Genomic DNA, 13,138 nt, shown 5'->3' on the forward strand with positions numbered 1-13,138 from the left:
GCAAGCTCCGCGTTCTCCATGCGATGCGCAATCTCGTTAAGCTGAAGCGGAGATGCGCGGCGCACCACTGGGCCGCCGAGCATGTTCTGTCAGAGGAGGAGCCTTGTCCGACACGACCGCGGGAAGCGGGGCTCGGGAGAGTGCCGTCGACCGCACTCGATCGCAGATCACCGCGCTCATCGACGAGCTCGCCCTTCGGCCGGGCGAGCGTCTCCCGACCGAGGCGGCCCTGACCGACCGCCTGAAGACGTCCCGCTCCACGGTGCGGGAGGCATTTCGTCAGCTCGAGCAGAGCGGCATCGTCGTCGCGGTGCAGGGGCAGGGGCGCTTTCTCTCCGCCTCCGGCGGACTGCGCGTCGAGCGGCCGGTGACGAAGTACGAGAGCATCACCGAGGTGCTCACCGCACGCGGCTACCGCGTGACGAGTGCCGTGCTGAGCGTCTCTGAAGCGGAGGCGGACGCCGAAGCGGCCGCTGCCCTCGAAGTCGAGGTCGGCACGCGTGTGATCCGGCTCGTGAGGATTCGCTTCGGAGACGACCGCCCGCTCGTGGTGAGCGAGAACATCGTACCCAGAGAGCTCCTCCCCGGTCCGATCGAGCATCGGGACTGGGGCGGTTCGTTGACCGCGGCCCTCGCCGCGCACGGGGAGTACGTGCAGACCGCGCTCGCGACCCTCTCAGCGGTGGAACTGCCGGCCGACTGGGAAGCGCAGTTCAATCTCTCCGGCATGGGGCCGTGGCTGCTGGTCACCGAGGTGGGACTCAGCATCTCCGGGCGCCGCGTGCTGCACGCGAAGGACTACCATCGCGGGAGCGAGATATCGTTCACCGTGCTGCGCCAGCGATAGTCGCGCTGACCCTCGAGCTGTTCAGCTGTTCAGCTGTTCAGCTGTGCGTGGGAGCGGGGGCGACCGACTCCCGCTCGATGAACTCCGTCTCGAGCTCGCGCTGCATCGGCGGCTCGGCATCGCCCGCTCCCGAGTCGATGCGGCTGAGCAGCAATTCGGCGGCCTGGCGGCCGAGTTCGAGCATCGGCTGACGCACCATCGTGAGCGGAGGGTTCATCACCGCAGCCCACGAGCTGTCATCGAACCCGACGATCGAGACCTGGCTCGGGATCGCGAGGCCGGCATCTCGGAGTGCGTGCAGAGTGCCGGTCAGCGCATCGGTCTCGGTGCAGAAGAACGCGGTGGGCGCTGCATCGAGTGCGAGCATGCGGGTCACCGCCTCGTACGCTCTCATCTCAGTCTTCTCGCCGAGCATGATGTGGTCGAGGTCGAGCGGAATCGCTGCATCGTCGAGGGCGTCGAGGTACCCGGTGAGTCGCTCGCCGTCCGACCAGAGATTGCGGCCGGCGGCCTCGACGAGCTCTCGACGGTACTCGATCCGCTCGGGCACGGGCGGGCCCCAGATGAAGCCGATGCGCGAGTGTCCCGCAGCGATCAGCTCCGTCGTCGCATGCCGAGCGGCAGCGCGATTGTCGATGACGACGGCGTCGAGGTCGAGCCCCGGGATCAGTCGGTCGAGGAGCACGAGTGGGATGCCCTGCTCGTTCGGCAGCTGGAGGTGCGCCGTTGAATCGGCGGCGCACGCCGCAGAGGACAGGATGATGCCGTCGACCCGTTTGTCCACGAGTACGTTGACGGCGTTGATCTCTTCTTCGAGGTGCTCCGCGGTGCTCAGCACCAGCGCGTCGAACCCGCGCGCGCTCGCCACCTCGGATATGCCGAGCGCGACGCCGCCGAAGAACGGATTCGAGATGTCGGCGACGACCACGCCGATCGTGTGACTGACGCCGGTGGAGACGCTTCGTGCGAGCTGATTGGTGCGATACCCCAGGGCATCGGCCGCGGCGAGCACGCGGTCTCGCATCTCGGCGCTGACATAGCCGTACCCGCCCAGTGTGCGCGCTGCGGTGGCCCGTCCGACGCCGGCGGCGGCTGCGACTTCTGAAATCGTCGGGGCGGAAGGGCGAGGCTTGCCCACGGTCTACCTCCTCGATGCCGAAGACTCCAGTTTAGGGGCCGCTGCGAACGGCGTCGCCGGTCGAAGCGTAGCGCTGCAGTTCCTCGTCGGGGATCGCCCGGCCTCCGCCGAACGCCGACTCGACGAAGCACTGCGCGCGTGATGATGCGTTCCCGGCGTCGAGGCCGGCGCGCAGCGCGTCGTGGCTCGGCGCGTGTTGACGGCTCCACCCGCGTTCGAGCAGCTCCACCATGAATCCGGTCACGAATGCGTCCCCGCAGCCCATGGTGTCGACGATGGTCGCCGGATCGCTGATGATGGCGGCGGGCGCCGAGACGCGCTGCGTTCCATCCGTCACGATCGCCCCGTCGGTGCCGCGAGTGGCGAGGGCGATGCCGGCGCCGGCCGAGATCAGTCGGTCGAGCAACTGGTGCGTCTGCGCGACGCTCTGATCGGAGCACGAGACGAGCGCGAGGTCGATGTGCGGCGCGACACGGGAGATGTACGCGTTCGTGCGAAACTCCGGTTCAGAGGAGAAGTCGAAGCTCACGAGCGCGGGGGTCTGGCGCAGACGCGGAAGTTCGGGTTCGGTGCGCGAATACACGCTGGAGTGCACGAGGTCGAAGGTTGCCGCATACTCAGACCGGCCCTCATTCAGATCGATGGGCTCCCGCACGGTGACGCCGCCGTCGTTCCATTCGAGGAAGACGCGCTCGCCGTCGATCACATTCAGGGTGGCGATGCCGGTCTCGCCGTGACGCACGATGGAGCGGGAATGGTCCACACCCGCGTTCGAGAGCGCGGCCTGCAGAAAGCGTGCGAGGGGATCGTCGCCGAAGACTCCGAGATACCCGGCGCTCGCGCCCAGGCGACGAGCGTACACGGCGACGTTGACGGCGTTGCCGCCTGGGTAGTCGAGACGGCGATCGAGAAAGCGGTCGACGATGTTGTCGCCGAATCCGAGGATCTTCACTGAGCGTTCCTCTCAAGCGCGATAGTCGTGCGGAACGGGCGTCGCGCACGTAGGGGAGGGGTGACCCGGGCCTGCGCGGCGAGGTTTGCGCAGGCCCGGGTGGGAATCCGGGTCAGTAGTCCATGACGCGGTAGTAGCGGCGGAGGTCGAGCGAGTGATCCCGAACTCGCTCGAGATGCTTGCTGAAGCGCCCGACGGCGATGTCGAGCACGATCGGCGCGATGAGCGCCCGATTCTCCTGGCTGAAGCCGGCGAGTTCATAATCGCGGTTGTCGAGTACGGTGACGTCCTTCGAGATCCGCTTCGCGAATGCCTCGGCGCGATCGGTGAGGGGACGCGTCTCGTCTTCTCCCTGGAAGATGAGCACCGGCGTGTCCTCTTCGAGCAGCTCGAGCGAGCCGTGGAAGAACTCCGCAGCATTCACGCGCGTGGTGTGGAGCCACTGCATCTCTTCGAGCACGCACATCGAGTAGAGGTAGGTGAGCCCCCAGAGCGGGCCGCCGCCGATGAGGAAGTAGTAGTCGGAGTCCTTGTGCGCCTCCGCGAATGCCCTGGCCTTCTCCTCCGTCGCCTTGGCGGCCTCGATCACGGCGTCGGGCAGGTGCACGAGCTCGTCTGCGAGCGACGGGTATCCGTCGAATTCGCCCCGAACGTGCATGATGCGGCCCACGAGGAGCAGCAGCTGCGGATCGAACGGCCAGGTCTTGGGCGCGCAGACCAGCGCATGATCGACGTTCTGCGCGATCGGGGAGTCTCCGATGCCGGTGAACGCGACCGTGGTCGCTCCCTTGCTCTTCACGTAGTCGATCGCCAGCAGCACGTCCTCGGTGGTGCCCGATGCCGAGGCGAAGACCGCGAGCGTGCCGGTGCCGAGCCAGGCGTCGCCCGATTCGATGAGCTCACGGGAGATGGCGGCGCGCACGGGGAGCTTGGAGTGGCGGCGGGCCAGGTACTCGTAGGGCCACATCTGGGCGTAGGTGCCTCCGGAGCCGATGAGGAGCACGTTGTCGATGTTCTGCAGCTGATCGACGAGTGATTCGATCTGCGGGCGGAGGGCGACCGCACTGCTGAGCTGCTCACGCAGTTCTTCCTCGTTGAAACCGAGCATGGTGACGTTCCTTTCGTGACGCTTCCTTGACCCGGCCTGATACCGGTATCACGTTCGAGTATCGTGCCACGGCGAATCGAACCTCGTCAACACATTTCCGGTAACACGCGGCTTCATGCCCGAAAATACCGAGTACTCGCGTCATCGGGGCTTGCGGTGCCGCCGCCATTCGGTCACAATACTTTTCAGGCAGGTGGGACCGGTATCAGTACGCCGGACGAAAACTTGCCGACGCCGTTCAATACACCTGGCGGGCCGTCGCGCACCAGCGGCGCTCTCAACGAGGAGGGCATGAATATGCATCGGAAGACAACATCGGTCATGGTGATGGCCGCCGCGGCGGCGATCGCGCTCAGCGGATGCACCGGGGGCGGCGGTGGCGGCGGTGAAGCCGTCGACGTCACGGCCGAGCCTGAGTACTCTGGCACGCTCAGCGTCCTCACCAAGTTCGCCGGCGAACCACTCGAGCCGTACTTTCTCGACGTCGCCGAGGAATACCAGAAGCAGCACCCGGACGTGGAGTTCGAGTTCATCCAGGAGACGGATCAGTCGGTCAAGGACAAGACGAAGACGCTGACGGCTTCGGGGGCGCTCCCCGATATCTACTTCACGTGGGCGGGCACATGGGCTCAGAACTTCGTGGAGGGCGGGCTCGCCGCAGACCTCAGCGAAGTGATCGCGCCCGGAACGGAGTGGGGCGGGCAGTTCGGCGAAGCCTCGCTCGACGCCTTCAAGTTCGATGACAAGTACTTCGGCGTACCGCTCTACAACAATGGCAAGTTCATGGGCTACAACGTCGAGGCATTCGAGCAGGCCGGCGTGGAGGTGCCGACGACGTTCGAGGAGCTCATCGATACCTGCGGGCCCCTGCGCGAGGCCGGGTACGAGCCGATCGCGTTCGGAAACAAGGACGGCTGGCCCGCCCTGCACTACCTGCAGCAGCTGTTCGGGTACAACGTGCCCTCCGACACCCTGCACGCCGATTTCGACCCCGCGACGGCCGAGTGGAGCGACCCGGGCTACGTCGAGTCGCTCGAGCAGTTCGATCAGCTGGTCACGGAGTGCACGGACTCCGGCAGGGGAACCAACGGGGTGCTGTACACCACCGCGCAGGAGGCCCTCTCCGGGGGCCGAGCGGCCATGTACTACCAGGAGATCCTCGAATTCGACACGGTTACGGCCGAGGGCGCAGCACTCACTCCCGAGAACTTCGGCATCTTCAAGCTGCCGGTTCCCGAGGGGGCGAAGGGCGACACCGACGCCATCCAAGGGTCGCCCGAGGGCTACCTCATCAACGCGAAGTCTCCTCGTGCTCCGCTCGCCGTGGACTTCATGAAGTTCGCTACCGACCAGGCCAACGCCCAGACGCTCTCATCTCCGCCCTACGGTCAGCCGAGTACCGTCATCGGAGCGGTGACCGAGGAGACCTCGAGCGCAGCGGTCTTCAGCGGGATCGAGCAGGTCAATGATGCCTCGCAGCTCGTGGTCTGGCTCGACACCGTCACCGTTCCGGAAGTGGCCGACGCGTGGCTCGCGGGCGGTGAGGCGCTGATCAGCGGTGATACGTCACCCGATGAGATCCTCGCGAGCGTGCAGAACGCGAATTCGATGGCGCAGTGATCCTGCTCGGGGCGGTCGAGTGCTGCAGCTCGGCCGCCCCGCCGGATCCTGAACGGATAGGTGACTGACATGCAAAAGCGCCTCGCATCGCTCAGAGGGCTGCTGTGGCTGGCCCCCGCGATTCTCATCCTCATCGCCTTCGTCTATCTTCCCCTCGTGCAGAACTTCGGTTTTGCGACCGGCGAGTGGGATATCTACTCGGGAACGCAGGAGTTCGTCGGAGCGAAGAACTTCGAGAAGCTGCTGCACGATCCGATCTTCTGGCGCTCGCTCGGCAACAACCTGCTCTACGCTGCCGCCTCGATCATCTTCCAGGTCGGTGGTGCGCTGGTCATCGCCTCCATGGTGGAGAGCGTCAGGAATGCCCGGGTGCGCAACGCACTGAGGGTGATCTACTTCATCCCATCGGCCATCTCGATCACGGTCTCGGGCCTGCTCTTCTACTTCATCTACGAGCCGAACATCGGCATGCTCAACAGCGCCCTCGGGTTCTTCGGCCTCGACGCCCTCGCGCAACCCTGGCTCGGGCAGGAGAGCACGGCGATGTTCGGGATCATCGCGATGAGCCAGTGGCAGGGATTCGGATACTCCGCCCTGCTCTTCACCGTCGCGATCCAGCGGATCCCGACCGAACTCTACGAGGCGGCGCAGATCGATGGCGTCGGCCCGTTCCGGCGGTTCTTCACCATCACCCTCCCGCTCGTTCGCGAGATGTCGGGGCTCATGATGATCGTCACCATCTCGGGCGCATTCCAGGTGTTCAACGAGGTCATGGTGATGACGAGTGGCGGACCCAACAACTCGACGCAGGTGCTCGGCACATGGCTGTACCGCAACGGGTTCGTGAGGAACGACTTCGGGTACGCGGCGGCGATCGCCGTCGTGATCTTCCTGCTATCGCTCGGGATCGGCCTCGCACAGCTCTGGTACACACGGAAACGGAGGGTCGAGGTATGAGTACCGAGACGGCAGTACTGCTGACGGTGCGACCGCAGCGAGCTCGCATCGGCAGAGCGGGTTTTCTCGGGATCATCGGTCGTGTCTTCGCCTGGTCTTTCTTGATCGGCCTCGCGGTGATCGTCATCTACCCGCTGCTGTGGATGATCTTCAATGGCTTCAAGACCAACACCGAGCTGTTCGGCAATCCGTTCGCCCTGCCGCAGCAGTGGAGCTGGGAGAACTACGCGAACGCCTGGAATCGCGGCGTGAGCGACTTTCTCACCACGAGCCTGCTCGTCACGGTCGTCTCGACGGTCACGACGGTGCTCGTGAGCGCCTGGGCCGCATACGGGCTCACTCGCGTGAAGATCCCGTTCAGCGCATTCTGGTCGGGCATCATTCTCGGCGGGCTCATGCTCGCCCCCGCCGTCGCACTGGTACCGCTCGTCAAGATGTTCCAGGCGCTCGGGCTCTACAACACCTTCTGGGCGCTCATGGTGCTCTACACCGCCTTCCGCATTCCCTTCACGACGTTCTTGATCCGTTCTTACATGATCGACTTGCCGATGGAGGTCGACGAGGCCGCGCAGATCGATGGTGCGAGCCGCTGGACGACGTTCTGGCGGATCATTCTGCCGATGTGCAAACCCATTCTCGTCTCCACGGTGCTGCTGCACGTGCTTTTCGCATGGAACGAATACCTCTTCGCGATGGTCTTCACCAGCAGCGTCGGCGCGCAGACGCTGCCGGTGGGGCTGACGAGCCTGATGAGCAAGCACGGCACCGATTACCCGGTGGTCTTCGCCGGGATGGTCATCGCGGCCGTGCCGGTCGTCGTGCTGTTTCTCGCCTGCCAGCGCTATTTCGTGAAGGGCCTCGCGGACGGGGTCGGAAAGTAAGGAGACGCATCGTGTCGCTCGCGCTCACGCAGGTCAGTGGATCCAATTTCTCGTATCAGCACCACCCGCTCGACCAGTGCCTCGACGATCTTGCGGCTCTCGGCCGCACCGGCGTCGAGCTGTGGGGCGTCGCACCGCAGTTGCACGTGCCGTGGATGAGTGACGCCGATGCTCGGGCGATGCGTCGTGCTGCGGCATCGCGCGGTCTCGAGATCGTCTGCTTCACGCCCGAGCAGGTGATGTATCCCGTGAACATCGCATCCCCTGATCCCCGGATGCGTGCGACGAGCGTTGCAACGTTCCGACGTGCGGCCGAGTTGGCCGTCGAGCTCGGCGCACCGAAGCTCTTTCTCACCCCCGGCCGCGGGTTCGAGAGCGAGGCTCGAGAATCGGCGTGGCGGCGATCGATCGATGCACTCGGGGAGATCGCCGCATACGCGCAGACGCTCGGACTCGAGTGCCTCCTCGAGCCGTTGCAGCGGGTGGAGTCGAACCTCGTGAACACCGCTCAAGACGCCGCTCGAGCGCTCGAAGACGTGGGCGCTGCGAACCTCGGCGTCGCGCTCGACACCGTGGCGATGGCGGCGGCGGGAGACACGGTGGACGGATACTTCGCGCTGCTCGCAGACCGTGTGCGTCACGTGCACCTCATCGACGGCACGCCGACTGGGCACCTCGCCTGGCGCGACGGCGAGCTTCCGCTCGAGGGCATTCTGGCGGCCCTCGACCGGCACGGCTACTCGGGGTGGATGACCGTGGAACTGTTCGGGGACGGAAGCTACGCGATCGACCCCCGGCCCGCGCTCGCCCGGTCGCTCACGGCGATCGAGGCTGCACTGACCGCGTCTTCGCGCTGACAGCGAGGATTCCTCTCGACTCCGAGGGGTTGAGCTGCGTTTCTCGGTGCACGGTCGACGGGAACCCTCGTGCTCAGCGAGAGGGAGGGGCGCCGACATCGAGTCGACGGGCGACCGCGTGCAGATGGCGCCCCACGGGCGAGCGGAGCTGCAACCACGCGATGAGCAAGGTGTCGGCGTGCCCGAGGTCGAGCCCGTACTTCTCCTCCGCTCGGTTCAGGCGGTAGCGGACGGTATTCTCGTGCACCGCGAGCGAGCGAGCTGCGCGGGCGACATTCCCGAAGCTGCTGCACCATGCCAGAAGTGTCTCCGCGACCAGGGGATCCTCCGCTTCGAGCCGTTCCAGCGTGTCCGAACGCAGCTCGCGGTGCTCGGCGAAGAGCGCCGCAGCGCGTTCGAGCACGAGAAACGGGCGCATCGCTCCGACGGTGAGCAGGCGCTCCCCGGCGAGCTCCGGATGCTGAGTCGCCGTCTCGAACAGCTGATCGGCAAGGCGTTTCAGCAGCGTCACCTCACCGGACCGGTAGGCGACTCCCGGAGTCGCGACGCGGGTTCCGGGGCCGATGAGGCGGTCGATGATGGGAAGCAACGGGGCGGCGAGCGACGTGGCGAGTTCCGATGAGTCGTTCGCGACGAGCGCGTAGACCCGTCCGTCGTGGGCGACCGAGACGACCTCCGGGTGATGCAGGGCGAGGTGGCGCTGCACCGTCGATCGCAGTTGTGCGGGTACGAAGGCCAAGTCGTTTCGGACGGGAGCGAAGACGAGGAGCGTCGCTCCCCGCTCCTCATGGATCCCCAGTTCGGCGAGCTCTGAGCCCATCACCTCGCGGCCGTCCAGCAGTGTACGCATGCGGTCCTCACGGGGAATCTGAGTCGCCCGGCGCACGCGGCTGTCGTCCAGCATGTACTCCGCGGCCACGACTGCTGCGCTGCGAATGCGACCGGTCTGCTCCTCATCGAGAGGACCTTCTCCCGACGCATCGATCGCCCAGATCGTCCCGAGGGGCAGTGATCCGGCCCGGATGGCAATGGCTACGCGGGGCTCCTCATCGTCGAGCTGGGGGTATTTGATGGGCTCAGCCGAACGCAGTACCGTGCGGTACTGGTCGTCGTTGAACGGTGATGCCGGCACGCGACGGGTCAGGATCCCCTGAGTTCGAAGGGTGTCGATGACCTGGCCGGGTACGGACGAGTACGCGATGATCCTGCGTCCCAGATCTTCGATCGCCACCGAGCCGCCGAAGAAATCGGCAAGATCGTTCGCCAGGGTGAAGAGCGGTTCGGCGCCACGATCGCGAACGGTCTTCTCCTCGTGGCGTCGCTCGCCCAGGAGCTGGGAGAGCAGCGCGTCGAAGAGCCGCCAGCCGATCCGTTCGCTCACGCGCAGGATCGGTATGCCGCTCGTCTCGGCGATTGCCGCGTATGTCGGGACGTCGTCGTCGTGGCACTTCACCGCAATGGCCGCGTACCGGAGGAGCGATGCGCGTTCGGCGAGCGATGCGAGACGGGCGACGGGGAGTCCGGTCGCGGAGGGGGCGAGGAGCAGTGTGTCTGGATCTTCGCCGAGCTCCTCGTAGGCATCGTAGAAATCGGTGCCTCGCACGAGTCGCTCGCCGGCGTCGGGCCCGAGGATGCTCACGGTGCGCGACCCGAGTTCGGTGAGAATCTCACCCAGCGTCGTGGTGTGCGCTGAACGACTTAGAGAAATCGATGTACTCATGAGTTAAATCTATAGGAATTCTCTACAGCCACAGCGGGTGTCAGCTCCTAGAGTTGGCCTTCAGTACGGTGAAGGAGACACACACGGATGACGCGCAGCGCAGTGGAGAAGACCGACCCGTCGGGAACGCGACTCGGAGAGCTGTGGAGCATTCTTCCCGAAGAAGCGGGGAGCGACGATACTGGTCGGCTCGTCGTCGGCGGGGTCGCAGTGGCTGAACTGGCCGAACGATACGGCACCCCCCTGCACGTGATCGATGAGAGCGGCCTGCGGCGCCAGATGCGCAGGCTCGCGGATGGCCTGACTGCTCGCTGGCCGAATTCCGAGGTGCTCTTCGCGTCGAAGTCGTTGCCGATTGTCGAGATGTACCGCGTCGCGCACGAGGAGGGGCTCGCGATCGATGTCGCCGGCGGCGGTGAGCTGCAGCTGGCACTCGCCGGAGGCGTCGATCCACAACGCATCTACATGCACGGCAACGCGAAGAGTGAAGCAGAACTGGAACTTGCGCTCTCCTCCGGCGTCGGCACGATCATCGTCGACAACGAAGACGAGTTGGATCGTCTCGACCGTCTCCTCACGCAGCCGCAACGGCTCCTCCTGAGAGTCATCCCGGGCGTCGAGGCCGAGACGCACGCCTCTCAGGCGACGGGCGGTGAGAACTCGAAGTTCGGGGTCCCGTTGGGGGAGCTCGAGCGCGTCGTGGCCCGGATGCAGCGTCATCCGCTGATGGAGTTTGAAGGAATCCATCTGCACATCGGGTCGCAGATTCTGAATACCGCCGAGTTCGCGGAGTCCGTGGACCGCGTGTCGCGCATCGGTCGCTTTCCGATCTACAACGTCGGGGGCGGGCTCGGAGTGAAATACACGTACGCCGAAGAGGCGCCGACCGTCGAGGCCTACCTCGATGCGGTGGTTGCGGAGGCGAAGGCGAAGCTGCCGGCCGACGCGAAGTTGATGATCGAGCCGGGGCGATCCATCGTCGCCCGTGCCGGAGTCACGCTCTACCGCATCCTCTCCGTCAAGCGGGCTGTCAAGACGTTCGTGGCCGTCGACGGGGGGATGGCGGATCAGCTTGATATCGCGCTGACCGGGCAGCGGTATGAAGCGCTGCTGGCTGATCGACTCGGCGAGGCCTGGACCGAGACCGTGCAGCTGGTGGGCCGGCAATGCGAGTCGGGAGACCTGCTCGTCGATGGAGCGCCCATGCCGGCGGCGCGGGTCGGAGATCTCGTCGTACTCGCCTCGACTGGAGCCTATTCGTACTCGATGACGAACAACTACAACGGAGCGCTCCGTCCGGCCATCGTGTTCGTACACGACGGCACGGCGCGGCTCGTAACGCGACGTGAAACCTACGAGGATCTGCTCGCGTTGCACGCGCCCTCGATCTCGGCGGCGTGACAGCGCCACAGACCCCCAGCATCCCTGGCTTCCGAACACTGAAGTTCCGCACCGCCGATGAACACGAGGTAACCCGATGAAACCCACCCGCATAGCGGCTGCTGCCGCAGCCCTCGTCCTCTCGAGCACGTTGATCGCGTGCTCGAGCGCCGCTGAGTCCGGAGCTGGGGAGGAAGGGAAGTCGGTCGTCGTGGACGCGTCGTTCGACATCAAGACGCTCGACCCGGCGCGTTCATTCGAGCCCACCGGCTCCATCGTCAATCATGTGCTCTACGAAACGCTCCTGACCTTCGATGGCGACGACGTATCTGTGCCCGTCGACGGGCTCGCGAGCTACGAGCTCTCCGACGAGGATCGGGTCGTGACCCTCACGATGAAGGGCGACTCCACATTCTCAGATGGCTCTCCCGTCACTGTTGACGACGTCGTCTTCTCGCTCAATCGTGTCAAAGAGATCGCGGGCAACCCCTCGTTCATGCTCGACGGCGTCGAGGTCGAGAAGACCTCAGACACCACACTGACGCTCACCTCTGCCGAAGCCAATCCGACGCTCGTCTATCTGCTCCCCAACCCGAGTCTCGGCATCGTCAATTCCAAGGTGCTTCAGGAGAACGGCGGATCCGCCGACAGCGAGGACACCGCCGAGTCGTTCCTCAACGAGACTTCCGCGGGATCCGGGCCCTTCGTGCTCGAGAGCTTCGACGCGACGTCCCAGATCGTGCTGACGGCGAACCCCGAGTTCGGCGGCGAAGCATCGGAAACCTCGCGCATTGTGCTCCGCAACGTGAGCGGCGAGACGCAGAAGCTGAACGTGCAGTCCGGCGAATCCCAGATCGCCATCGACCTGAACCCGGATCAGATCGCGGAGCTGAATCCCGATGAGCTCAACATTGAAACGGCTTCGTCGCGTTACACGGCGTACATGATGTTGAATCAGGACCCCGCGGTGAGCGCAGTGACCTCCGATCCGAAGTTCACGGCAGCCGTGAAGTCGGCGATCGATTACGACAAGATCCTCGCGCTGGGCGGGGATGGGGCCGAGCGTCCCGGCGGCCTGGTGCCGACGAGCCTGCTGGGCTCCCTGCCCGCGGAAGACGGGAACAGCCTCGATCTCGATGCTGCGAAAGCGCTGCTCGGGGAATCGGGATATGCCGGCGAAACGGTAACCCTGCACTACGCGAACGACACGACGGTCGCCGGCATCGCTCTCGAGCCGATCGCGCTCAGCGTGCAGTCCGACCTGAAGGCCCTCGGCGTCGACGTCGCACTGGCGCCGGCACCCGAAGCGACTGAACTCGACAACTACCGCAACGGCAAAGAGGAGATGGGGATCTGGTCATGGGGAGCCGATTTCCCGGATCCTTCGAACTACTTCGTCTTCCTGCCCGGTGAGAACGTCGGATCACGCGCCATGTGGCAGGCCGGGGCATCGCAGAACATCGACGACCTGCGCGCAGCAGCAGTCGCGGCGTCGGGCGAGGACGAGCGCGGCGAGGCCTTCCAGAACCTCCAGGTCGCACTGAACGAGGAGGGGCCGTTCATCCCGCTGCTGCAGCCCGCGCTGCACATCGTGGCCGATCCGGCCATCGCGTCGGTCGACTCGAACCTCGTCTGGACGATCGATCTGTCAAGCATCCGCTATGCCTAGACCCGTATT

General features: G+C 65.3%; 11 protein-coding genes. 7 read left to right on the forward strand and 4 right to left on the reverse strand.

The window, feature by feature from the left end; genetic code table 11:
- Positions 1-103: 103 nt before the first annotated feature.
- Entirely contained in the window at positions 104-847 is a 744-nt protein-coding gene (locus JE033_RS12965) for a GntR family transcriptional regulator (protein WP_234037519.1), read from the forward strand.
- 37 nt (positions 848-884) lie between these two features.
- On the opposite strand, the gene JE033_RS12970 is transcribed toward JE033_RS12965, so the two are convergent.
- From JE033_RS12970 to JE033_RS12980, 3 genes are all read right to left on the reverse strand, one after another.
- The gene (locus JE033_RS12970; RefSeq protein WP_090152400.1) at positions 885-1,985 is read right to left on the reverse strand and encodes a LacI family DNA-binding transcriptional regulator; all 1,101 of its coding nucleotides are present in this window, start codon (positions 1,983-1,985) and stop codon (positions 885-887) included.
- 31 nt (positions 1,986-2,016) lie between these two features.
- Complete coding sequence (locus JE033_RS12975) at positions 2,017-2,937, reverse strand: PfkB family carbohydrate kinase (protein WP_200332169.1); 921 nt, start codon at positions 2,935-2,937, stop codon at positions 2,017-2,019.
- Positions 2,938-3,049: 112 nt separating this feature from the next.
- Positions 3,050-4,045 carry an SIS domain-containing protein gene (locus JE033_RS12980; RefSeq protein ID WP_090152394.1) on the reverse strand — a complete coding sequence of 332 codons (996 nt, stop codon included), beginning with the start codon at positions 4,043-4,045 and terminating at the stop codon, positions 3,050-3,052.
- Positions 4,046-4,342: 297 nt separating this feature from the next.
- On the opposite strand from JE033_RS12980, the gene JE033_RS12985 reads away from it, so the two are divergent.
- From JE033_RS12985 to JE033_RS13000, 4 genes are all read left to right on the forward strand, one after another.
- Positions 4,343-5,665 carry an ABC transporter substrate-binding protein gene (locus JE033_RS12985; protein ID WP_090152516.1) on the forward strand — a complete coding sequence of 441 codons (1,323 nt, stop codon included), beginning with the start codon at positions 4,343-4,345 and terminating at the stop codon, positions 5,663-5,665.
- Positions 5,666-5,734: 69 nt separating this feature from the next.
- The gene (locus tag JE033_RS12990; RefSeq protein WP_090152392.1) at positions 5,735-6,622 is read left to right on the forward strand and encodes a carbohydrate ABC transporter permease; all 888 of its coding nucleotides are present in this window, start codon (positions 5,735-5,737) and stop codon (positions 6,620-6,622) included.
- On the forward strand, positions 6,619-7,503 hold the full coding sequence (locus JE033_RS12995; RefSeq protein WP_090152389.1) for a carbohydrate ABC transporter permease: 885 nt from the start codon (positions 6,619-6,621) through the stop codon (positions 7,501-7,503). Before JE033_RS12990 ends, JE033_RS12995 begins: the two co-directional genes overlap by 4 nt.
- 11 nt (positions 7,504-7,514) lie before the next feature.
- Positions 7,515-8,360: a sugar phosphate isomerase/epimerase family protein gene (locus JE033_RS13000; RefSeq protein ID WP_200332171.1), complete on the forward strand. Its 846-nt coding sequence runs from the start codon at positions 7,515-7,517 to the stop codon at positions 8,358-8,360.
- A gap of 73 nt (positions 8,361-8,433) precedes the next feature.
- Here the strand turns inward: JE033_RS13000 and JE033_RS13005 are convergent, their stop codons facing one another.
- On the reverse strand, positions 8,434-10,080 hold the full coding sequence (locus JE033_RS13005; protein ID WP_200332174.1) for a CdaR family transcriptional regulator: 1,647 nt from the start codon (positions 10,078-10,080) through the stop codon (positions 8,434-8,436).
- Between the two features lie 87 nt (positions 10,081-10,167).
- On the opposite strand from JE033_RS13005, the gene lysA reads away from it, so the two are divergent.
- The gene (lysA, locus tag JE033_RS13010; RefSeq protein WP_200332176.1) at positions 10,168-11,481 is read left to right on the forward strand and encodes a diaminopimelate decarboxylase; all 1,314 of its coding nucleotides are present in this window, start codon (positions 10,168-10,170) and stop codon (positions 11,479-11,481) included.
- 76 nt (positions 11,482-11,557) lie between these two features.
- Positions 11,558-13,129, forward strand: coding sequence for an ABC transporter substrate-binding protein (locus JE033_RS13015; RefSeq protein WP_200332178.1), 1,572 nt, complete (start codon positions 11,558-11,560; stop codon positions 13,127-13,129).
- Positions 13,130-13,138: the final 9 nt, after the last annotated feature.

The sequence above is a fragment of the Leucobacter sp. L43 genome (assembly GCF_016597785.1).
GTDB lineage: Bacteria > Actinomycetota > Actinomycetes > Actinomycetales > Microbacteriaceae > Leucobacter > Leucobacter alluvii.